The sequence below is a fragment of the Variovorax sp. OK212 genome (genome assembly GCF_900112425.1).
Lineage (GTDB): Bacteria > Pseudomonadota > Gammaproteobacteria > Burkholderiales > Burkholderiaceae_C > Variovorax.
In genome coordinates this window covers 1,132,415-1,153,717 of the sequence record NZ_FOLP01000001.1, presented here as the reverse complement: position 1 = coordinate 1,153,717, position 21,303 = coordinate 1,132,415, and the positions used below count along the sequence as shown (strand labels likewise).

The following is a 21,303-nucleotide window of genomic DNA, read 5'->3' as shown; positions in this document are numbered from 1 at the left end:
AAAATGGAGATGTAATGCAAGGCTTGCTCAAGCTGTCCCGGGCCATCGACTGGCTCAATGCCCAGGTGGGCAGATACGCCATCTGGCTGATCCTGGCCGCCACGGCGATCAGCGCCCTCAACGCGATCGTGCGCAAGGTGTTCAACACCAGCTCCAACGCGTTCCTCGAAGTGCAGTGGTACCTGTTCGCGTGGTCGTTCCTGATCGCCGCCGGCTTCACGCTGCTGCACCGCGAACACGTGCGCATCGACGTGCTCAACAGCCGCCTGTCCAAGCGCAAGCAGGTGTGGATCGACATCATCGGCTTCACTTTCTTCCTGACGCCGCTGTGCATCACGGTGCTGTGGCTGTCGATGCCGGTGGTGATCCAGATGTACCAGTCGGGCGAAATGTCGGGCAACTCGGGCGGGCTGATCCGCTGGCCCGTGTGGGCGGCGCTGCCGGTGGGCTTCGTGCTGCTGCTGCTGCAGGGCTGGTCCGAACTCATCAAGCGCATCGCGTTCCTGCGCGGTGAAGGCCCCGACCCCATGGGCCGCCTGACCGACAAGACGGCCGAGGCCGAACTCATCGAAGCCCTGCGCCTACAGGCCGAGGCGGACGCCGCCAAGGCCGCGCCCGGCACGTCCCCCGTGGCCGCCAAGCCGCAACACTGAACGGCCGAGCAGACACACACACCATGGAATTCATTGTTGCCAACTTCGCCCCGATCATGTTCGCGGGGCTGATCTGCTTCCTGCTGCTGGGCTTCCCGGTGGCATTCAGCCTCGGGGCCTGCGGCCTGTTCTTCGGTTTCGTCGGCATCGAGCTCGGCGTGTTCCAGTCGTCGGTGATGGCCTGGCTGCCCCAGCGGCTGATCGGCATCATGGCCAACGACACGCTGCTGGCGGTGCCCTTCTTCACGCTCATGGGGCTGATCCTCGAGCGAAGCGGCATGGCCGAGGACCTGCTCGACACGGTCGGCCAGGTGTTCGGCCCGATGCGCGGCGGCCTGGCGCTGGCGGTGATCTTCGTCGGCGCGCTGCTGGCGGCCACCACCGGCGTGGTGGCGGCCTCGGTCATCTCGATGGGCCTGATCTCGCTGCCCATCATGCTGCGCTACGGCTACGACCGCCGGCTGTCCAGCGGCGTCATCGCGGCGTCCGGCACGCTGGCGCAGATCATCCCGCCCTCGCTGGTGCTGATCATCATGGCCGACCAGCTCGGCAAGAGCGTCGGCGACATGTACAAGGGCGCCTTCCTGCCCGGCTTCATGCTGATGGGCCTGTACGTGCTGTACGTGGTGTTCCTGGCGATCTTCAGGCCGGCGCAAGTGCCGGCGCTGCCGCCCGAGGCGCGCACCTTCCGCCAGCCCAACGGCAGCGGCGGCTACGCGTCGCTGGTGGGCCTCACCGCCCTGTCGGCCGTGGTGGCGGTCTGGCTGGCGCGCAACATGGCGGCGGTGCACAGCTGGTTCCAGGGTCACGAAGTGACCTCCGTGGCCACCGACGAGAAGGTGGTGGTCGCCATGTGCGGCGGCGTCTTCGTGGCACTGGTGATCGCGCTGGTCAACAAGGGCCTGAAGCTCAACCTGCTGTCGCGGCTGGCCGAACGGGTCACCTTCGTGCTGATCCCGCCGCTGCTGCTGATCTTCCTGGTGCTGGGCACCATCTTCCTGGGCGTGGCCACGCCCACCGAAGGCGGCGCCATGGGCGCCATGGGCGCGCTGGTCATGGCCTGGGTGCGCCGGCGCATGAGCTTCTCGCTGCTCAAGCAGGCGCTGGCCTCGACCACGCGTCTTTCGAGCTTCGTGATGTTCATCCTGATCGGCGCCACCGTGTTCAGCCTGGTGTTCCAGGCGGCCGACGGCCCGATCTGGGTCGAGCACCTGCTGTCGTCGCTGCCCGGCGGCCCGGTGGGCTTCCTGATCGCGGTGAACGTGCTGGTGTTCTTCCTGGCGTTCTTCCTGGACTACTTCGAGCTGTCGTTCATCGTGGTGCCGCTGCTGGCGCCGGTGGCGCACAAGCTGGGCATCGACCTGATCTGGTTCGGCGTGCTGCTCGCGGTGAACATGCAGACCTCGTTCATGCACCCGCCGTTCGGCTTCGCGCTGTTCTTCCTGCGCTCCGTCGCGCCCGAGAAGCAGTACGTGGACCGCGTGACCCAGAAGGTCATGGAGCCGGTGACGACGATGCAGATCTACAAGGGCGCGATCCCGTTCGTGCTGATCCAGCTCACCATGGTGGGCGTGCTCATCGCCTTCCCGCAGATCGTGACGGGCGCGCTCGACAAGGAGATCAAGGTCAACCTGGACGACATCGGCGCGCAGATGCGCGACAGCCTGAAGCCCGAAGGCGACGCCACGCCCACCGACCCGTACGGCACGCCGGAAGAAGCCGCGCCGGCGGTCGAGCCGACCGTCCCTGGTGCTGGTGCTGGTGCCGGTGCGGCACCGGCCGCCCCCGCCACGCCGGAGCCGCCGGCCGAGAGCACCGAGAGCGACCCCATGAAGGCCATGCAGGACGCGCTGAAGCCGCAGAAGCCCTGAGGCGGCGCGCAACCAGACCTGGGGCAACCAGACCGGGGTTCACCGAGCTCCGCGAAGCCCCATGAAAAAAGGCCGGACTGCGAAAGCAGTCCGGCCTTTTTGCTGGCTGGCTGGCCGCGAACGGCCCGGCCAGCGGGTCCTCAGATCTTGACCGTGTTCATGTACTGGTTGAACGGGTATTCCGAGAAGCGGTTCCACAGGATCTGGTCGCGCTGGAATGCGCGCATGTCCTGGTGGATCTTCTTGAAGTCGGGCGACTTGGCTTCGTGCTCGGCGAACACTTCCATCGAGGCCTTGAAGCCCGCGTCCATGACGGCCTTGGGGAACGGCTTCAGCTGGGTCTTGGCAGCCACGAGGCGCTTGAGCGCGACGGGGTTGTAGGCGTCGTACTTGGCGATCATGTCGCGCGCGGCAACCTTGGTCGCTGCGTCCAGGATGGCCTTGTTCTCGTCCGACAGCTTGGCGAATGCCTTGTTGTTGATGAAGAACTCGAGGTCGGCGCCGCCTTCCCACCAGCCGGGGTAGTAGTAGTACGGGGCGACCTTGTTGAAGCCCAGCTTCTCGTCGTCGTAGGGGCCGACGAACTCGGCGGCGTCCAGCGTGCCCTTTTCGAGCGCCTGGTACACGTCGCCCGCGGGCATGTTCTGCGACACCACGCCCAGCTTGGCCATGGCCTCGCCGAACACGCCGCCGCCCATGCGCATCTTCAGGCCCTTCAGGTCTTCGACCGTCTTGATCTCCTTGCGGTACCAGCCACCCATCTGCGTGCCGGTGTTGCCGGCGCTGGCGGTGCGGAAGTTGTACTGCGCGAAGAAGGCGTCGAGCAGCTTGCGGCCGTTGCCGTAGTCCTTCCAGGAATCGGTCTGGCGCGCGGTCAGGCCGAAGGGCACTGCGCAGCTGAAGGCGAAGATCGGGTCCTTGCCGGTGAAGTAGTAGGCCGCGGTCTGCGCCATTTCGAGCGTGTCGGCCTGCAGGGCATCGACCACGCCGAACGCGGGCATCAGTTCACCCGCGGGGTGGACCGAGATCTCGAACTTGCCGCCCGACAGCGCCTTGACCGTCTTCGAGAGCATCTCGGCGCTGCCGAAGATGGTGTCGAGGGAACGGGGAAAGCTCGACGCGAGGCGCCAGCGAATCGCGGCTTGCGCGTGAACGGCCGGCGCGATGCCAGCGGCCAAAACGCCGGCGATGCCGGCGTTTTTGATGAGGGAACGACGATCCATTGAATGCACTCCGAGTTCTTGGAAAAAACGAAACGCGGCTTGTGACCGCGTTGGGGACTTTTGTGTAAGTCTTCTTGATTGTAAAAACGCGCTTACAGGTGCCCGGCGGGGGTTTACCCTGCGCTGGAAACGTAGCGCTGGCGAATGGCGGCCTCGATGCCCGCCGCGTCCAGGCCGATGCCCGACAGCAGCTTGGCCGGGTCGCCATGTTCGATGAAGCGGTCGGGCAGGCCCAGCTGCAGCACCGGCTTGTGCACGTTCGCGGCCTGCAGTGCTTCGAGCACCGCACTGCCCGCGCCGCCCATGATGGCGCCCTCTTCGAGCGTGACGATCGCGTCGTGCGTGGCCGCCACCTTCAGCAGCAGCTCGACGTCCAGCGGCTTGGCCCAGCGCATGTTGACCACCGTGGCGTCGAGCGATTCGGCGGCGGTGAGCGCGGGGTACAGCAGCGTGCCGAACGCGAGGATGGCGATGCGCTTTCCTTCGCGGCGAACCTCGCCCTTGCCGAACGGCAGCGCGTCGAGCGACAGGTGCGGCGCCACGCCGGCACCCGCGCCGCGCGGATAGCGCACCGACACCGGGTGGTTCTGTTCGTAGGCACTCGACAGCAGCTGGCGGCATTCGCGCTCGTCGGCCGGGCACGCGATGCTCATGTTCGGAATGCAGCGCAGGAACGGAATGTCGTACGCACCCGCGTGCGTCGCGCCGTCGGCGCCGACCAGGCCCGCGCGGTCGAGCGCGAACACCACCGGCAGGTTCTGGATCGCCACGTCGTGAATCAGCTGGTCGTAGGCGCGCTGCAGGAAGGTCGAGTAGATCGCCACCACCGGCTTGAGCCCTTCGCAGGCCAGGCCGGCCGCGAAGGTCACGGCGTGCTGCTCGGCAATGCCGACGTCGTAGTAGCGCTCGGGAAAGCGCTTCTCGAACTCCACCAGCCCCGAGCCTTCGCGCATCGCGGGCGTGATGCCCACGAGGCGGCCGTCGGCGGCGGCGGTGTCGCACAGCCACTGGCCGAACACCTGCGTGAAGGTCTGCTTGACCACGGCGGTCGACTTGACCAGCCCCACCTGCGGATCGAACTTGCCGGGGCCGTGGTAGGCCACCGGGTCGGCCTCGGCCAGCTTGTAGCCCTGGCCCTTCTTGGTGACCACGTGCAGGAACTGCGGGCCGTCCAGGTGCTTGAGGTTTTCGAGCGTGGGCACCAGCGAGTCGAGGTCGTGGCCGTCGATAGGGCCGACGTAGTTGAAGCCGAACTGCTCGAACAGCGTGGCCGGCACGACCATGCCCTTGGCATGCTGCTCGAGGCGCTTGGCCAGCTCGAACAGCGGCGGTGCGTTGCGCAACACGCTCTTGCCCACGTTCTTGGCGGCGGCGTAGAAGTTGCCGCTCATCAGCTGCGCGAGGTAGCGGTTGAGCGCGCCCACCGGCGGGCTGATCGACATGTCGTTGTCGTTCAGGATGACCAGCAGCTTGCAGTCGCACACGCCGGCGTTGTTCAGCGCCTCGAAGGCCATGCCGGCCGTGAGCGCGCCGTCGCCGATGATGGCCACGGTGTGGCGGTCCTCGCCCTTCTGCTTGGCGCCCATGGCCATGCCCAGGGCGGCCGAGATGCTGGTCGACGAGTGCGCCGTGCCGAAGGTGTCGTACTCGCTCTCGGTGCGCTGCGGAAAGCCCGAGATGCCGCCGAGCTGGCGCAGCGTGGGCATGCGCTCGCGCCGGCCCGTCAGGATCTTGTGCGGGTAGGTCTGGTGGCCCACGTCCCACACCAGCCGGTCGTGCGGCGTGTTGAACACGTGGTGCAGCGCGACCGTGAGCTCGACCGTGCCGAGGTTGGAGCTCAGGTGGCCGCCGGTGCGCGAGACGTTGTCGAGCACGCAGGCGCGCACCTCGTCGGACAGCTGGCGCAGCTGGGCCCGGTCGTACTTGCGGATCGGCGCGGGGTCGTGGAGTGTGGGGAGCAACGGAGCCATGAGGAGGTTTGTTCTTTTCTCTCAGCGGTCGCGATCGACCACCATGTGGGCCAGCGCGCGCAGGGCGGCCGTGTCGGCCAGGCCGCTCCGGTCCAGCGCGGCGAGCGCGTCGGCCAGCAGCTGGCGGGCCTGGGCCCGCGCGCCGTCGAGGCCGAGCAGCGAAACGTAGGTGGGCTTGTCGGCCGCGGCGTCCTTGCCGGCGGTCTTGCCCAGGGTCTGCGAGTCGGCGGTGACGTCGAGGATGTCGTCGACCACCTGGAACGCGAGACCGATGGCCGCGCCGTAGCCGCGCAGCGCATCCAGCGCCGTGGCGCTGACGGGGCCGCAGGCCGCGCCCATCTCGACGCTGCCCTGCAGCAGCGCGCCGGTCTTCAGGCGGTGCATTTCGCGCAGCTGCGCTTCGTCCAGTGCAATGCCCACGCTGGCCAGGTCGATCGCCTGGCCGCCGGCCATGCCCTGGCTGCCCGCGGCGCGCGCGAGCAGGCGGCACAGCGTGGCCTGGGTGGCGGGGGAAATCTCGTCGCCTTCGGGCGTCAGCAGCTCGAAGGCCAGGGCCTGCAGCGCGTCGCCGGCCAGCAGGGCGTCGGCCTCGCCGAACTTCACGTGCACCGTGGGCTTGCCGCGCCGCAGCACATCGTTGTCCATGCACGGCAGGTCGTCGTGCACCAGCGAATAGGCGTGGATCAGCTCGGTGGCGCAGGCCGCACGCAGCGCCGCGGCAACGTTGCCGCCGACGGCTTCGCTGGCGGCCAGCACCAGCAGGGGCCGCAGCCGCTTGCCGCCGTCGAGCACGGCGTAGCGCATGGCGTCGCCCAGCAGCACGGGGGCATCGACGCCGACCCAGCGCGACAGCGCCGACTCGACGTTCGCCAGATGGGGTTCGCTCCAGCCGGCCAGGGTCTTCGCGTCCCAACGGGGGGAATTCATCGTGGTGGCGGTGCTCATTCGGCCGCCCAGACCTTCAGGCTGCCCGCGTCGAGCACCTTGATCTGGTCTTCGACCGCCTGCAGCTTGTCGCGGCAGAAGGCGAGCAGCGCGGCGCCGCGCTGGTAGCTGCCGAGCAGCTGGTCGAGCGGCAACTGGCCCGATTCGAGTTCCGCGACCAGTTGTTCCAGCTCCTGGAGCCCGGCTTCGTAACTGGCGGGCAGCGGACCGGTGTCGGGCGTCGCCGCCGGGCTGGACGTGGAAGGAGAAGGCACCTTGGGCATGCAAGCGAAACGTGGGTGAAACCGGGCATTTTAGGGCGGGGACCAAAACAGGGGTCCCCGGGTACAATGCGAACTTCTCTCGTTGACGAAGTCAGCGCACCTCTTCGGGCCGCCGATCCACACAGGCGGCGCCTTTCCGTTCTTTTTCCTTTCCTCCCTGTGGGGAGCTTGGTCAGGTCCTCCATGTCTGATTTAAGTCTTCAACTGCAGCAGGCCACGAGCCAACTTCCAGTTTCCGCGTATTTCGACGAGGCCCTGTATGCCCGCGAAATGCAGAACCTTTTTGCGCGAGGGCCCCGCTACGTCGGCCATCGCCTGGCCGTGCCCGAACAGGGCAACTTCCACACCCTGCCCCAGGAGCACCAGGGCCGCGCGCTGGTGCACACGCCCAAGGGCGTGGAGCTGATCTCCAACGTGTGCCGCCACCGCCAGGCCCTGATCCTGCAGGGCCGGGGCCAGCTCGACAACCAGGCCGGCGGCAACATCGTCTGCCCGCTGCACCGCTGGACCTATGCCGCGAGCGACGCCCGCACCACCGGCACGCTGATCGGCGCCCCGCATTTCGATCACGACCCCTGCCTGAACCTGCACAACTACCCGCTCACCGAATGGAACGGGCTTTTGTTCGAGAAGAACCCGGACGGCTCGGGCCCCGACGTGGCGGCCGACATGGCCGGCCTCGGGCCGCAGGCCGACCTCGACTTCTCGGGCTACGCGCTCGACCGCGTCGAGCTGCACGAGTGCAACTACAACTGGAAGACCTTCATCGAGGTCTACCTCGAGGACTACCACGTCGGCCCGTTCCACCCGGGGCTGGGCAGCTTCGTCACCTGCGACGACCTGCGCTGGGAGTTCAAGCCGCGCTATTCGGTGCAGACGGTGGGCGTGGCCAACCGCCTGGGCCGCGCCGGCAGCCCGGTCTACCAGAAGTGGCAGGAGCAATTGCTCAAGTACCGCGACGGCAAGCCGCCGAAGTACGGCGCCATCTGGCTGACCTACTACCCGCACGTGATGGTCGAGTGGTATCCGCACGTGCTCACGGTGTCGACCCTGCACCCCGTGAGCCCGACCAAGACGCTCAACATGGTCGAGTTCTTCTACCCCGAGGAAATCGTCGCCTTCGAGCGCGAATTCGTCGAGGCCCAGCAGGCCGCCTACATGGAAACCTGCGTGGAGGACGACGAGATCGCCGAGCGCATGGACGCCGGGCGCCGCGCGCTCATGCTGCGCGGCGACAACGAGACCGGGCCCTACCAGAGCCCGATGGAAGACGGCATGCAGCAGTTCCACGAGTGGTACCGCGTGGCCATGCAGAACAAGATCGCGTGACGCCCGCCCTGGTGCCCGCCGCGCGAACGCATCCAGCAAGTCCCGGGGCCACCCGGGCACCTCTTTCTCCCCCTTCCCTTTCATAAAGTAGAGACGATGCAAGCGCTCTGGATGGTGCTCGGCGCCTTTTTGTTCGCCACGATGAGCGTGGTCGTGAAGATCGCCTCGGCGTGGTTCAACAGCGGCGAAATGGTGCTCGGCCGCGGGCTGATCGGCATCGTCTTTCTCTGGCTGCTGGCGCGCAACCGCGGCGTGTCGCTGGCCACCCGCTACCCCGGCATGCACGCCTGGCGCAGCACCATCGGCGTGGTGTCGCTCGGCGCGTGGTTCTATGCCATCGCCCACATGCCGCTGGCCACCGCCGTCACGCTCAACTACATGAGCAGCGTGTGGGTCGCGGCCTTCCTGGTCGGCGGCGCGCTGCTGGCCTGGGTGCCCGTGCCCGGGCGCGACGGCCGGGTGGAGCGCCCGCCGCTGCAGGGCGTTCTGGCCATGACGGTGCTCACCGGTTTCGTGGGCGTGGTGCTCATGCTCAAGCCCAGCGTCAACGGCAACGAGGGCTTCGCGGGCCTGCTGGGCCTGCTGTCGGGCCTCACGGCCGCGTTCGCCTACATGCAGGTGGTGGCGCTGTCGCGCATCGGCGAGCCCGAGCTGCGCACCGTCTTCTACTTCGCGGTCGGCTCGGCCGTGGCCGGCGCCTTCGCCACGGCCGCCACGGGGTTTTCGGGCGGCGGCGCATGGACGTGGCAGCATGCGCTGTGGCTGCTGCCGATCGGCTTGCTGGCCGCGCTCGGACAGCTGTGCATGACGCGCGCCTACGCCACCGCCAAGACGCAAGCCGGTACGCTGGTGGTCGCCAACCTGCAGTATTCGGGCATCGTCTTCGCGGCGTTCTACAGCGTGGTGGTGTTCGACGACCACATCGACAGCGCCGGCTGGGGCGGCATGGCCCTGATCATTGCGAGCGGCATTGCTGCAACCGTGTTGCGGCAACGGGCGGTGCCCAAGGCGCCGGCCGAAGAGCACTGAACCTCATTTTTTTCGAAGGAGCACGCGCCATGTACACCACCCTCATCTCCGTCGAACAACTCCACCAGCTGCAGGCGGGCGATCAGCCCTTCATGGTCTTCGACTGCAGCTTCGACCTCATGAAGCCCGACGCCGGCGCGCAGCAGTACGCCGCCGCGCACATCCCGGGCGCGCACCACGCCAACCTCGACACCGACCTGAGCGCCAGGCACGGCGCCCCCGGCGCGCACGGCGACGTGGTGGTGGCGCAGGACGACGGCGTGCCGGCCTCCGGCGGGCGCCACCCGCTGCCCAGCCGCGAGAAGTTCGCGCAGTGGCTCTCGGGCATCGGCTTTGCCAACGGCATGCAGGCCGTGGTGTACGACCGCAACGGCGCCAACTACTGCGGGCGCCTGTGGTGGATGCTCAAGTGGATGGGCCACGACGCCGTGTCCGTGCTCGACGGCGGCCTGCAGGCCTGGCAGGCCGCGGGCGGCGAGGTCACGAACCGCGAGGAGCCCGCGCGCTTCCAGTCGAACTTCGTCACGGGCGAGCCCATTGCGAAGCTCGTCACCACCGCCACGGTGGTGCGCCGGCTCGGCCAGCCTGACCAGAACCTGATCGATGCGCGTGCCGGTGCACGTTACCGTGGCGAGGTGGAACCTCTGGACCCGATTGCCGGTCACATCCCCGGGGCACTCAACCGCCCCTTCGCCGAGAACATCGGTCCCGACGGCAAGTTCAAGCCGGCATCGCAATTGCGTGCCGAGTTCGAATCGCTGCTCGCGGGACGCGACCCGGCGAGCGTTGTCCACCAATGCGGCAGTGGCGTGAGCGCCGTGCCCAACCTGCTCGCGATGCAGATCGCGGGCCTGGGGACGACCGCGCTCTATGCCGGCAGCTGGAGCGAATGGAGCAACACGCCGGGGCTGCCGACCCGGCAAGGCGCTGAACCATGACATCGACGAATCGACGACTCCGGACACTGCAACGCACCACCGGTCTCGCACTGGCCGCCGCCCTCTTCGCGGCCGCCCCGTTCCTCACGGCCCAGGCGCAACAGCAGCACGCGCACGTGCACGGCCAGCTCAAGCTCGACGTGGCCGTCGACGGCCCCACGGTGGTGATCGACATGGAGTCGCCGCTGGACAACATCGTGGGCTTCGAGCGCGCCCCCAAGACCGACGCCGAGAAGAAGGCCGTGGAAGAAGCCGTGGCCCAGCTGCGCGCGGCCGACAAGCTCTTCGCGATCGACCCCGCGGCCAACTGCAAGCTCGGCCCGGTCGACCTGCGCTCCGGCGCGCTCGGCCTGGGCAACCCCGACCCCGCCGAACCCGCCGGCCATGCCGACCTCGACGCCACCTTCTCCTTCAACTGCACCAACGCGGGTGCCGCCAAGTTCATCGACGTGAACCTGTTCGGCGCGTTCAAGGGCCTGCGCCAGATCGATTCGCAGATCGCCTCCGCGCAAGGCCAGTTCAAGCGCCAGCTGAAGCGCCCGGCCGGAGCGCAGGCCGCGCAGCCCGCCCGCCTGAGCTGGGGCAAGTAGCACGTGAGCACCACCCATCAGGCGGCGTCGGCAGCGGCGGCCGGCTCGCCCCTGCGCGTCGTGCTCGCCGCCGAGGCGCTGCGCTTCACCTGGCCCGGCGGCAAGACGCCGTGCATCGACATCGAGGCCTTTCGCATCGCGGCCGGCGAATCGGTGTTCCTGCACGGCCCGAGCGGCTGCGGCAAGAGCACGCTGCTGTCGCTGCTGGCCGGTGTGCTGGTGGCCGACGAAGGCCGCGTCATGCTGCTGGGCCACGACTGGTCCCAGCTCTCGGGCACCCAGCGCGACCGCAGCCGCGTGGCGCACGTGGGCTACATCTTCCAGCAGTTCAACCTGCTGCCCTACCTGAGCGTGCTCGACAACGTGCTGCTGCCCTGCCGCTTCTCGGCCCGGCGTGAAGCGCAGGCCTCGCGCAACGGCAACTCGCGCGCGGAGGCCGAACACCTGCTCGACCAGATGGGCCTGGACCGCAACCTGTGGAAGCGCCAGGCGCTGCAGCTCTCCGTGGGCCAGCAGCAGCGCGTGGCCGCGGCGCGCGCGCTCATCGGCCAGCCCGAGGTGGTGATTGCCGACGAACCCACCTCCGCGCTCGACGAGGACCGGCGCGAAGCCTTCCTCGACGTGCTGCTCACGGCCTGCGTGGAAAACCACAGCGCGCTGGTGTTCGTGAGCCACGACCAGCGCATTGCGCAGCGCTTCGCGCGGCACGTGCTGCTGCCCGAGATCAACCGCGCAGCGACCAGCGCCATGGCGGTGGACGCATGAAGGCGCTTTTCTCCATTGCCTGGCGCAGTGCCTGGAACCGCCGCTTCACGCTCGCGCTCACGGTGTTCTCCATCGCGCTGTCGACCTTCCTGCTGCTGGGCGTGGAGCGCATCCGCACCGAGCTGCGCGAGAACTTCGCGTCGTCCGTCTCGGGCACCGACCTGATCGTGGGCGCGCGCACCGGCTCCACGCAGCTGCTGCTGTACTCGGTGTTCCGCATCGGCGCGGCCACCAACAACATCTCCTGGAAGAGCGTGCAGGCGCTGCAGGCGCACCCCGGTGTCGACTGGGTGGTGCCGCTGTCGCTGGGCGACTCGCACCGCGGCTTCGCGGTGCTGGCCACGTCCACCGACTACTTCACGCGCTTTCGCTACGGCGACAGGCAACTGCTGAAGATGCGCGAGGGCAAGCCCTTCAGCGAACTGTTCGACGCCGTGGTCGGCGCCGAGGTGGCCGACAAGCTCGGCTACCACGTGGGCCAGAAGATCACGCTCGCGCACGGCAGCGGCGAGCTCAACGTGGCCGAGCATGCCGACAAGCCCTTCACCGTGGTCGGCGTGCTCGCGCGCACCGGCACGCCGGTCGACCGCACGGTGCACATCGGCCTGGCGGCCATGGAAGCCATCCACCTCGAATGGGTGGGCGGCGCGCCCATGCCGGGCGTGCACATTCCGGCCGAGCAGGTGCGCAAGTTCGACCTCACGCCCAAGAACGTGACGGCCGCGCTGGTGGGCCTGAAGAACCGCGCGGCCGTGTTCGGCGTGCAGCGCTGGATCTCCACCTACACCGGCGAGCCGCTCATGGCCATCCTGCCCGGCGTGGCGCTCGACGAACTGTGGAGCGTGATCGGCATCGGCGAGAACGCGCTGCTGCTCATGTCGGCGCTGGTGGCGCTGGTGAGCCTCGCGGGGTTGGTGTCGGTGGTGATGGCGGGCCTGAACGAACGCCGCCGCGAGCTCGCCGTGTTGCGCGCCGTGGGCGCCGGCCTGCGCCACGTGCTGGCCCTGCTGGCGCTCGAAGGCGCGATGGTCACCGTGCTGGGCGTGGCCTTCGGCCTGGTGATGGCGGTGCTGGGCATCGCCCTGCTCTCGCCATGGCTGCAGGCGCAGTTCGGGCTGACACTGAGCCTGTCCGAACCTACACTGAACGAATGGCTGCTGATGGCAAGCCTGCTGGTCGCCGGCTGGTTGGCAAGCCTGCTGCCCGGCATCCGCGCCTACCGCCTCTCCCTTGCCGACGGCCTCTCACCGAGAATCTGAACCATGCCTATCGCCAACGCAACGACCTCCAAGGCCTTCCTGCGGCTTTCCATGCTGATCGCCGGCGCCGGCCTCGCGGCCGCCGCCTGGTCGGCCGAGCCCGCCGCCAAGGACACCACCGCCACCAACCCGCTCGGCGGCAAGGCAGCGCCGCCGGCCGCCGCCAAGGCCACGCCGGGCCAGCCGCGCCAGATCACCTGGGAAGAACTGGTGCCCAAGGACTGGGACCCGGCCAAGGAGTTCAAGGGCCTCGACCTGGGCGCGCTCGACGACGGCGACCCCAAGGCCAACGAACTGCTCATGAAGATGCAGGAGGTGTCGAACAACGCACCGACCAACCCCTCGATGAACGGCGTGGAAGTGAAGATCCCCGGCTTCATCGTGCCGCTCGAGGAAGCCAAGGGCGAGGTCACCGAGTTCCTGCTGGTGCCCTACTTCGGCGCCTGCATCCACACGCCGCCGCCGCCGGCCAACCAGATCCTGCACGTGGTGCCGCAGAAGGGCGCCAAGTTCCGCGCCATGGACACCGTGTGGGTCACCGGCAAGCTGCAGACGCTGCGCAACGACTCCATGATGGGCGTGAGCGGCTACCACGTGAGCGCCACCAACGTCACCAAGTACACGGGCGGCGCCAAGTGAGGGACCGCTCGCGTGAGCCGGGTGGCCCGCGGCCTCCCGGCCGTGTGGTTCTGCGCCGACAGGCTTGACGGCGCGCCACCGACACAGACCGTTGCATCCGCGGCGCAGGCTTTGTCATCGCCTGTTGCCGCGCGCCGTTGAAAGAGTTCCGGGCACGACACCGGTGTTCTCATGGAACTCGAGATGACAAACAACAACCTCGCCCCGCGACTGCTGACGATCTCGCTGTGCATCGGCGCACTCGTTCTCGCAGGCTGCGACAAGACCCCTGTCACGCCCAGCCAGCCGGTCGCGGCCGGCGATCCGGCGACCGGCATCCCCGCGCCTTCGGTGCCGCAGACGCCCGCGGCAGCCACGCCGGCCGCAGCCGCGCCGGCCGCAGCGGTGCCAGCCGCCTACACGCCGCCTGCCGCCGAACAGCTCTACCAGATGGTCGCGCCCATCGCGCTGTACCCCGACAAGCTGGTGGCACAGATCCTGGCCAGCGCCACCTACCCCGAGCAGATCACCGCCGCGCACGCGTGGCTCGGCCAGAACCGCAGCCTCAAGGCCGGTCCGCTGGCCGATGCGGCCAACCAGCAGCCGTGGGACCCGAGCGTGAAGTCGCTCACCGCTTTCCGCCCCGTCGTGGACCAGCTGGCCGGCAACATCCCGTGGACCACGGCGCTCGGCGAGGCCTACTACAACGACCCGGCCGACGTGATGAACGCGATCCAGGTCATGCGCCAGCGCGCCGCCAAGGCCGGCCGCCTGAAGAACAACGACAAGCTGCGCGTGGCCAGCGCCGCCACGCCGCGCAACTACGTGCCCGCACCGGACATGCAGGCGATGTACGGCGGTCCGGCCGTGATCGAGGCGCCGCAGGAGCTCATCACCATCGAGCCCGTGCAGCCCGACGTGGTGTATGTGCCGGCCTACGACCCGCAGGTGATCTACGGTGCGCCGGAGCCGGTGTACCCGGGCTATGCGTACGCGCCGCCGGTGGAAGTGGCACCGGGCTACAGCGGCGGCCAGCTGGCCGCGGCCGGCGTGCTCGCCTTCGGCGCCGGCGTGGTGGTCGGCAGCGCGCTCGAGCGGCACGGCTGGGGCTGGAATTCCTGGAACGTGAACTGGGGCGCGCCGCGGGCCCGCGGGCGCGACCGCGACCGTGGCGCACCGCCGCCGCAGGCCTTCGCGCGGCCCGCCGTCGTCTACAACAACAGCACCTACATTTCGCGCTCGACCACCGTGGTCAACAACGTGAACGTGCGCAACCCGAACATCAACAACGGTGGCGGCCGCGGCGGTGTGCCGCCCAACTTCGCGGCGGGGCCGGCCTTCGCGCAGCAACAACAGGCGCAGCAGGCACAACAGCAGCAGGCCATGCTCGCGCAGCAGCAGCAACAACAGCGCCAGCAACAGCAGGCCGCGATGGCACAGCAACAGGCCCAGGCACAGGCTCAGCAACAACAAGCCCAGCAGCGCGCGCAGCAGCAAGCCCAGCAACAACAGGCACAGCAACAGCAAGCCCGTCAGTTGCAGGCGCAGCAGCAACAGGCGCGCGACCAGCAGCAGCAAGCGCGGCAACAGCAGGAGCAGCAACGCCGCCAGCAGATGCAGCAAGCCCAGCAGGCGCAACAACAGGCCCAGCAGCAGGCACGCGGCGGCAACCCGCCGGGGCTGCAACAGCAGCAACAGCAAGACCCGCAGCGCCGCCAGCAGCTGCAGCAGGCCCAGCAAGCACAACAGGCCCAACAGCAGGTGCAGCAACAGGCGCGCGGCGGCAATCCGCAAGGACCGCAACAGCAGCAACAACAGCAACTTGCCCAGCAACAGCAACGCCAGCAGCAGCAGGCCCAGCAAGCCCAGCAGCAGGAGCAGCAACGGAGCCAGGCCGAGCAGTCACGGCGCCAGCAACAGCAGCAACAGGTGGCGCAGAACCAGGCGCAACAGCAGCAAGCCCAGCAGCAGGCCCAGCAACGCGCGCAGCAACAGGCGCAACAGCAACAACAGCAGGTCCAGCGCCAGCAACAGCAGCAGCAAGCGCAACAACAGGAGGCGCAGAACCAGGCTCGGCAGCAGCAACAGGCGCAGCAGGAGCAGATGCGCCGCCAGCAACAGGCTCAACAGCAGGCACAGCAGCAGCAAGTCCAGCAACAGCAGGCGCAGCAAGCGGCGGCAGCCCAGCAGCAGGCCGCCCGGGCTCAGCAACAACAGCAGCAACAGCAACAGGCGATGCAGCAGCAGCGCCAACAGCAGATGCAGCAACAACAGCAGATGCAACAAGCCCGCGCACAGCAGCAGGCCCAACAAGCACAACAGGCCCAACAGCAGCAGCACCAGCAACAACAAGCTCAGCAGCAGCAGGCCCAGCAGCAACAGCGGGCGGCCGCGGTGGCGGCAGCCGCGCAACGCCAGCGTCCGCCCCGCCCCGGCGAGCCCGGACAGCAGCCCTGACGTTGCGCTGTCAGCGAGCGTTCAACCGAACGCTCAGCGCTTGACGCGCGCCGTGCCCTTCTTCGCCGCGACAGGTGCAGGGGCCGGCGCAGAGAGCGGCTGGCTCTTGCGCCTGCGCGAGACCACCGGTGCAGGTGCAGGTGCCGGCGTCATCATCGGTGCCTCGCGCGCCGACTTCATGTGCCCGCTCTCGCCGATCGTCATGCCCACGATGCGCGCCAGCTGCCGGCTCACGCTCACATAGGCATGGCCGAGCCGGCTGTCGAAGTACAGCGAGTCGCCGCGCCCGAGGCGCACGACCTCGCCGTTGTCGAAGTGCACGTCGATCTCGCCTGAGAGCACATAGGCGAACTCCTCGCCCGCGTGCCGCACGAAATCCTCGGGCCCGTGAACCTCGCGCGCGTGCACCGTGCCGACGATCGGGCTCATCTGCTTGCCCGCCGCCGTGGTGCCCAGGAACTCGTAGGCAATGGCCAGCCCGCGGTACACCACGCCCTTGCCCGCCCGCGTGACCACCGGCCCGTCGAGCTGCGCGGGCTTGACGCCAGCGCCCGCGAACATGGCGTTCATGTCCATGTCGAGCGCACTGCCCAGCGCGGTGAAGTTCTCGTAGCCCAGCGCGAGCTGGCCGCGCTCCGCGCGCGAGATGGTGGTGATCGACACGCCCGAGCGTTCGGCCAGCTGCGCCAGCGTCCAGCCGAAACGCTTGCGCGCGGTGCGCAGCCGATGGCCGAAAGTGGTGCGGTCCAGGGTGGGAGGCTGCTCCCTGGGCCTGGCTGCCGGCTTGTTCCCTGTGTGTGGATTCACGCGCGTCTTTCTCTTGTGATGCAGGCAGATTCTGCCAGCCCCGCCGCGCGCCATCCATGCCAACCCGGGTGACGCGGGCCCGGAAGTTGCGTATACGCAAATTGCGTGAACGCAAATTTCACCGATACGGTGCGCCATGGTTTCCCCTTGGTGGGGTTCTTTTTATTTGCGTATCCGCAAATTTGTTCCTACACTTTTCGCCGATGACATCTTCCACACCCACTCCTGTCGCGGCCGATTTCCTGATCATCGGCGGCGGCATTGCCGGGGCCTCGGCGGCCCACTGGCTGGCACCGCATGCCCGCGTGATCCTGCTGGAGCGCGAATCGCAGCCCGGCTACCACTCCACCGGCCGCTCGGCCGCCCTCTTCATGGAAAGCTACGGCACGGCGCAGGTGCGCGCCCTCACCATGGCCAGCCGCGCCTTCCTCGAACACCCGCCCGAAGGCTTCTGCGAGCACCCGCTGCTCACGCCGCGCGGCGCGATGATGGTCGCGGGCGCCGAGCACATGGCCGAGCTCGAAGCCCACTGGGAGGTGCTGCGCGCCATGGACACCGGCGCCTCGCGCCTGAGCGGCGAGCAGGCCCGCGAGAGGGTGCCGGTGCTGCGCCCCGACCAGGTGCTGGGCGCCGTGTACGAGCCCGACGCGGCCGACATGGACGTGCACGCCATCCACCAGGGCTACCTGCGCGGCATGCGGCGCGCCGGCGGCCAGCTGGTGTGCGATGCGGGCGTGACCTCCATCGAGCGCGTGGGCGAACGCTGGCGCGTGGAGGCCGGCGGCAACGTGTACGAGGCGCCGGTGGTGCTCAACGCGGCGGGCGCCTGGGTCGACACCATCGCGCAGCTGGCCGGCGTGCCGCCGCTGGGCATCGAGCCGCGCCGCCGCTCGGCCTTCATCTTCGCGCCGCCCGAAGGCGCGAACGGCAAGGCCGACGAAAGCGTGGCGCGCTGGCCCATGGTGTTCGGCGCCGACGAGGGCTGGTACATCAAGCCCGACGCCGGCATGCTGCTCGGCTCGCCCGCCAACGCCGACCCGGTCGAGCCGCAGGACATCCAGCCCGAAGAGCTCGACATCGCCATCGCCATGCACCGCATCGAGGAGGCGACCACGCTCAGCATCCGCCGCCCCACGCGCACCTGGGCCGGCCTGCGCTCCTTCGTGCCCGACGGCGACCTCGTGGGCGGCTTCGAACCCGGCGTGCCCGGCTTCTTCTGGGTGGCGGCGCAAGGCGGCTACGGCATCCAGACCTCGGCCGCCATGGGCGAGGCCTGCGCCGCACTCGCGCGCGGGCTGCCGCTGCCCGAGCGCATCGCGTCGTTCGGGCTCACGGCGCAGATGCTGGGCCCGCAGCGCTTGCGCGCGGCCAAGGCCGACTGATACAGCCGCTACGGCTGATACGGCTGATACGGCAGATACGCCCGCTACCTGTCCCCAAGAACAACCCTTCCTCACGAGTCCCCACCATGCGTGTCTTCAGTGCCTCCCTCGCCACCGAAACCAACACCTTCGGCCCGATGCCCACGGGCATCGCCTCCTTCCAGGACCGCGGCTACTTCCCCGCCGGCCAGCACCCCGATGCGCTCACGCTGTACTCGGGCCCGCTGTGGGCGGCGCGCATCCGCGGCAAGGAAAAGGGCTGGACGCTGCTCGAAGGCATGGTGGCCGGCGCGCAGCCCAGCGGCACCACCACGCGCCACGCCTACGAGACGCTGCGCGAGGAAATGCTGAACGACCTGCGCGCCGCGCTGCCGGTGGACATGGTGCTGCTCGGCCTGCACGGCGCGATGGTGGCCGACGGCTACGACGACTGCGAAGGCGACATGCTGCAACGCGTGCGCCAGATCGTCGGGCCCGGCGTGGTGATCGGCGCGGAGCTCGACCCGCACAACCACCTCACGCCCGCGATGGTGGACAACGCCGACGTGATGATCTCCTTCAAGGAGTACCCGCACACCGACATCCTGGAGCGCGGGCTGGAGCTGGTCGACATCTGCGCGGCGGCGGCCGAGGGCAAGGTCAAGCCGGTGGCCGCGGTGGTCGACTGCGACATGATCGTCACGGTGCACACGTCGCGCGAGCCGGCGCGCGGCTTCGTGGAACGCATGCAGTCGCTCGAAGGAAAGGACGGCGTGCTGACCGTCTCGCTCACGCACGGCTTCTCTTGGGGCGACGTGCCCGAGATGGGCACCAAGGTGCTGGTCTACACCGACGGCGACCAGGCCAAGGCCGACGCACTCGCGCGCCAGCTGGCCGACGAGGTCATCGCCATGCGCGACGGCCTCACGGTGAACTACCCCGGCATCGACGCCTCGCTCGACGAGGCGCTGGCCTTCGACGGCGGCCCGGTGGTGCTGGCCGACGGCGCCGACAACCCCGGCGGTGGCGCGGCGAGCGACTCCACCTTCATCCTGAAACGCATGCTGGAGCGCGGCATCGGCAACGCGGCGCTCGGCCCGATGTGGGACCCGATCGCGGTGCGCATCGCCTTCGACGCGGGCGTGGGTGCGCGGCTGCAGATGCGCATCGGCGGCAAGATCAGCCCGCTGTCGGGCGACCCGCTGGACCTCGACTGCACGGTGAAGGCGCTGAAGCACGACCTGGTGATGACGGGCCTGTCGAACACGCCCATTCCCATGGGCGACTGCGCGCTCGTCGAAGTCGGCGGCATCGACATCGTGCTGATCACGCGGCGCAACCAGGCCATGGGCACCGACATGTTCACGCAGCTGAGCTGCGACCTGGCCACGAAGAAGATCGTGGTCGTGAAGTCTTCGCAGCATTTCTATGCGTCGTATTCGAAGGTGGCCAAACACGTCATCTACGCGGGCGCGCCCGGCGCCGTGACGCTCGACCTGAACACGCTGCCCTACCGCAAGGCACGCCTGCCCAAGTGGCCGATCGGCGCCGCGGCCTGAGCGCCTTCCTTCTTTTCTTCTTGCCCCTTTCCTGACTTTCTTTCGCCCCCACCGACCGGAGAACCGACGATGAAACGACGAACGCTTGCCGCCCTCGCTGCCCTGGCCATCTCGGGCGCCTTTGCCGCGGGCCTTCCCGCGCTCGCCCAGACACCGCCCAAGACCCTGAAGGTGGTGGCGCATGCCGACCTGAAGATCCTCGACCCGACCTTCACCACGGCCTACATCTCGCGCAACTTCGGCTACATGGTGTACGACACCCTGTTCGCACAGGACGCCACGGGCAAGCCGCAGCCGCAGATGGTCGAGAAGTACACCACCTCGAAAGACGGCAAGCAGTGGAGCTTCACGCTGCGACCGGGACTGAAGTTTTCCGATGGCAGCGCCGTCACCTCCGCCGACGCCGTGGCCTCGCTGCAGCGCTGGGCCGCGCGCGACAGCCTGGGCCGCGCCATGACGGCCGTCGGCGCCGAGTGGAAGGCCACCGACGCGCGCAGCTTCACGCTCACGCTGAACGAGCCCTTCGGCATGGTGCTCGACGCGCTGGCCAAGCCCTCGGGCTTTCCGCCGGTGGTGCTGCCCGAGCGGCTGGCGAAGATGCCGGCCACCGCGCCGCTGCCCGAAGTGCTGGGCTCCGGCCCCTTCATCTTCAAGCGCGACGAATGGGTGCCGGGCAACAAGACGGTGTTCGTGCGCAACCCCAACTACGTGCCGCGCAGCGAGCCGCCGAGCGGCCTGGCCGGCAGCAAGAAGACCAGCTTCGATCGCGTCGAATGGCTCTACCTGCCCGACGCCAACAGCGCCGTGTCGGCGCTCAAGCGCGGCGAGGTCGACTTCATCGAGCAGTTGCCGCCCGACTACATTGCGCCGCTGCGCGCGGACACCAACATCAAGATCGGCTCGGGCGGCGCCTACCAGGCCTTCCTGGTGATGAACCAGCTGCACGCGCCCTTCGACAACCCGAAGGTCCGCCAGGCGCTGATGCAGGCCGTGAACCAGGAACGCTTCGTGGCCGCCATGGGCTTCCCGCTGGACATGCGCATGGCCTACTGCGCCACCTACTTCATCTGCGGCAGCCCCAACGACACCTCCGCCGGCGCCGAGCCCTACCGCAAGGCCGACGTGGCCAAGGCCAAGAAGATGCTGGCCGATGCCGGCTACAAGGGCGAAAAGGTGGTGCTGATGGTGCCCAGCGACGTGCCCTACCTCAACGCCGAGGCGCTGATGGCCGCGCAGACCATGAAGAGCATCGGCATCAACGTCGACGCGCAAAGCATGGACTGGGCCTCCATCGGCGCGCGCCGTGCCAAGCGCGACGCGGCCGACGCAGGCGGCTGGAACATGTACGTCACGGTGGCCGGCGAGTTCGACGCCAACTCGCCCATCGCCAACGCCTACCTGGGCGCGGCCTGCGGCAACACATTGCCCGGCTGGCCCTGCGACAAGCCGCTGGACGAACTGCGCACCGCTTGGCTCAAGGAGACCGTGCCGGCCAAGCGCAAGGAACTGCTCGACGCCTTCCAGGCCCGCGCCTTCGAGGCCGTGCCGTACATCAACGCGGGCCAGTACTCGGCCGCGAACGCCGCGCGCTCGAACCTCAAGGGGCTGGACAAGCTCTGGGCCGGCATGCCCGTGTTCTGGGCCCTCGACAAGTAAGCCCGGCGAA

Annotated in this window: 18 protein-coding genes; 13 read left to right on the top strand and 5 right to left on the bottom strand. The window is 68.6% G+C overall.

From position 1 onward, the window contains the following. Positions 1-14: 14 nt before the first annotated feature. Positions 15-653, top strand: a complete 639-nt coding sequence (locus BM004_RS05250) for a TRAP transporter small permease subunit (protein ID WP_093124486.1) — start codon at positions 15-17, stop codon at positions 651-653. A gap of 23 nt (positions 654-676) precedes the next feature. Continuing rightward, positions 677-2,524, top strand: a complete 1,848-nt coding sequence (locus BM004_RS05245; RefSeq protein WP_093211653.1) for a TRAP transporter large permease — start codon at positions 677-679, stop codon at positions 2,522-2,524. A gap of 140 nt (positions 2,525-2,664) precedes the next feature. On the opposite strand, the gene BM004_RS05240 is transcribed toward BM004_RS05245, so the two are convergent. The 4 genes from BM004_RS05240 to xseB all read right to left on the bottom strand — a co-directional run bounded on the left by BM004_RS05240 (position 2,665) and on the right by xseB (position 6,925). Next, positions 2,665-3,747 carry a TRAP transporter substrate-binding protein gene (locus BM004_RS05240; protein WP_093124480.1) on the bottom strand — a complete coding sequence of 361 codons (1,083 nt, stop codon included), beginning with the start codon at positions 3,745-3,747 and terminating at the stop codon, positions 2,665-2,667. Between the two features lie 113 nt (positions 3,748-3,860). Further along, a complete protein-coding gene (dxs, locus tag BM004_RS05235; protein ID WP_093211651.1) occupies positions 3,861-5,717 on the bottom strand; it encodes a 1-deoxy-D-xylulose-5-phosphate synthase in 1,857 nt (618 codons plus the stop codon). A gap of 21 nt (positions 5,718-5,738) precedes the next feature. Next, a complete protein-coding gene (locus BM004_RS05230) occupies positions 5,739-6,644 on the bottom strand; it encodes a polyprenyl synthetase family protein (protein WP_093125195.1) in 906 nt (301 codons plus the stop codon). A gap of 14 nt (positions 6,645-6,658) precedes the next feature. Beyond that, complete coding sequence (gene xseB / locus BM004_RS05225; protein ID WP_093124474.1) at positions 6,659-6,925, bottom strand: exodeoxyribonuclease VII small subunit; 267 nt, start codon at positions 6,923-6,925, stop codon at positions 6,659-6,661. Between the two features lie 183 nt (positions 6,926-7,108). Here xseB and BM004_RS05220 point away from each other — a divergent pair, with 183 nt between their 5' ends. From BM004_RS05220 to BM004_RS05185, 8 genes are all read left to right on the top strand, one after another. Next, positions 7,109-8,254 carry an aromatic ring-hydroxylating oxygenase subunit alpha gene (locus BM004_RS05220; RefSeq protein ID WP_093124472.1) on the top strand — a complete coding sequence of 382 codons (1,146 nt, stop codon included), beginning with the start codon at positions 7,109-7,111 and terminating at the stop codon, positions 8,252-8,254. 96 nt (positions 8,255-8,350) lie between these two features. Further along, the gene (locus BM004_RS05215) at positions 8,351-9,283 is read left to right on the top strand and encodes a DMT family transporter (protein ID WP_256219785.1); all 933 of its coding nucleotides are present in this window, start codon (positions 8,351-8,353) and stop codon (positions 9,281-9,283) included. Positions 9,284-9,312: 29 nt separating this feature from the next. Continuing rightward, positions 9,313-10,221, top strand: coding sequence for a sulfurtransferase (locus tag BM004_RS05210; RefSeq protein ID WP_093211649.1), 909 nt, complete (start codon positions 9,313-9,315; stop codon positions 10,219-10,221). After that, positions 10,218-10,811: a DUF2796 domain-containing protein gene (locus BM004_RS05205; RefSeq protein WP_093124467.1), complete on the top strand. Its 594-nt coding sequence runs from the start codon at positions 10,218-10,220 to the stop codon at positions 10,809-10,811. Before BM004_RS05210 ends, BM004_RS05205 begins: the two co-directional genes overlap by 4 nt. Before the next feature lie 3 nt (positions 10,812-10,814). Further along, the gene (locus BM004_RS05200) at positions 10,815-11,576 is read left to right on the top strand and encodes an ABC transporter ATP-binding protein (RefSeq protein ID WP_093124464.1); all 762 of its coding nucleotides are present in this window, start codon (positions 10,815-10,817) and stop codon (positions 11,574-11,576) included. Beyond that, positions 11,573-12,835 carry an ABC transporter permease gene (locus BM004_RS05195; protein WP_093124463.1) on the top strand — a complete coding sequence of 421 codons (1,263 nt, stop codon included), beginning with the start codon at positions 11,573-11,575 and terminating at the stop codon, positions 12,833-12,835. Before BM004_RS05200 ends, BM004_RS05195 begins: the two co-directional genes overlap by 4 nt. Before the next feature lie 3 nt (positions 12,836-12,838). Beyond that, on the top strand, positions 12,839-13,474 hold the full coding sequence (locus BM004_RS05190; RefSeq protein ID WP_093124461.1) for a DUF3299 domain-containing protein: 636 nt from the start codon (positions 12,839-12,841) through the stop codon (positions 13,472-13,474). A gap of 183 nt (positions 13,475-13,657) precedes the next feature. Next, positions 13,658-15,910: a DUF3300 domain-containing protein gene (locus BM004_RS05185; protein WP_256219784.1), complete on the top strand. Its 2,253-nt coding sequence runs from the start codon at positions 13,658-13,660 to the stop codon at positions 15,908-15,910. Between the two features lie 33 nt (positions 15,911-15,943). On the opposite strand, the gene BM004_RS05180 is transcribed toward BM004_RS05185, so the two are convergent. Next, entirely contained in the window at positions 15,944-16,717 is a 774-nt protein-coding gene (locus tag BM004_RS05180; RefSeq protein WP_256219783.1) for a helix-turn-helix domain-containing protein, read from the bottom strand. A gap of 203 nt (positions 16,718-16,920) precedes the next feature. On the opposite strand from BM004_RS05180, the gene BM004_RS05175 reads away from it, so the two are divergent. From BM004_RS05175 to BM004_RS05165, 3 genes are all read left to right on the top strand, one after another. Then, a complete protein-coding gene (locus BM004_RS05175; protein WP_093211643.1) occupies positions 16,921-18,099 on the top strand; it encodes an NAD(P)/FAD-dependent oxidoreductase in 1,179 nt (392 codons plus the stop codon). 86 nt (positions 18,100-18,185) lie between these two features. After that, positions 18,186-19,637 carry a M81 family metallopeptidase gene (locus tag BM004_RS05170; protein WP_093211641.1) on the top strand — a complete coding sequence of 484 codons (1,452 nt, stop codon included), beginning with the start codon at positions 18,186-18,188 and terminating at the stop codon, positions 19,635-19,637. A gap of 69 nt (positions 19,638-19,706) precedes the next feature. Continuing rightward, positions 19,707-21,293 (top strand): ABC transporter substrate-binding protein, encoded by a 1,587-nt coding sequence (locus BM004_RS05165; protein WP_093124454.1) that lies wholly within the window; start codon positions 19,707-19,709, stop codon positions 21,291-21,293. Positions 21,294-21,303: the final 10 nt, after the last annotated feature.

Bases quoted from the DNA above. Each gene is read 5' to 3' on its own strand.
- BM004_RS05230 (WP_093125195.1), bottom strand. From the start codon at position 6,644: ATGAATTCCCCCCGTTGGGACGCGAAGACCCTGGCCGGCTGGAGCGAA.
- BM004_RS05175 (WP_093211643.1), top strand. From the start codon at position 16,921: ATGACATCTTCCACACCCACTCCTGTCGCGGCCGATTTCCTGATCATC.
- BM004_RS05195 (WP_093124463.1), top strand. From the start codon at position 11,573: ATGAAGGCGCTTTTCTCCATTGCCTGGCGCAGTGCCTGGAACCGCCGC.
- BM004_RS05190 (WP_093124461.1), top strand. From the start codon at position 12,839: ATGCCTATCGCCAACGCAACGACCTCCAAGGCCTTCCTGCGGCTTTCC.
- BM004_RS05250 (WP_093124486.1), top strand. From the start codon at position 15: ATGCAAGGCTTGCTCAAGCTGTCCCGGGCCATCGACTGGCTCAATGCC.
- BM004_RS05185 (WP_256219784.1), top strand. From the start codon at position 13,658: ATGACAAACAACAACCTCGCCCCGCGACTGCTGACGATCTCGCTGTGC.
- BM004_RS05210 (WP_093211649.1), top strand. From the start codon at position 9,313: ATGTACACCACCCTCATCTCCGTCGAACAACTCCACCAGCTGCAGGCG.
- BM004_RS05240 (WP_093124480.1), bottom strand. From the start codon at position 3,747: ATGGATCGTCGTTCCCTCATCAAAAACGCCGGCATCGCCGGCGTTTTG.
- BM004_RS05215 (WP_256219785.1), top strand. From the start codon at position 8,351: ATGCAAGCGCTCTGGATGGTGCTCGGCGCCTTTTTGTTCGCCACGATG.
- BM004_RS05245 (WP_093211653.1), top strand. From the start codon at position 677: ATGGAATTCATTGTTGCCAACTTCGCCCCGATCATGTTCGCGGGGCTG.
- dxs (WP_093211651.1), bottom strand. From the start codon at position 5,717: ATGGCTCCGTTGCTCCCCACACTCCACGACCCCGCGCCGATCCGCAAG.
- BM004_RS05170 (WP_093211641.1), top strand. From the start codon at position 18,186: ATGCGTGTCTTCAGTGCCTCCCTCGCCACCGAAACCAACACCTTCGGC.
- BM004_RS05205 (WP_093124467.1), top strand. From the start codon at position 10,218: ATGACATCGACGAATCGACGACTCCGGACACTGCAACGCACCACCGGT.
- BM004_RS05220 (WP_093124472.1), top strand. From the start codon at position 7,109: ATGTCTGATTTAAGTCTTCAACTGCAGCAGGCCACGAGCCAACTTCCA.
- xseB (WP_093124474.1), bottom strand. From the start codon at position 6,925: ATGCCCAAGGTGCCTTCTCCTTCCACGTCCAGCCCGGCGGCGACGCCC.
- BM004_RS05165 (WP_093124454.1), top strand. From the start codon at position 19,707: ATGAAACGACGAACGCTTGCCGCCCTCGCTGCCCTGGCCATCTCGGGC.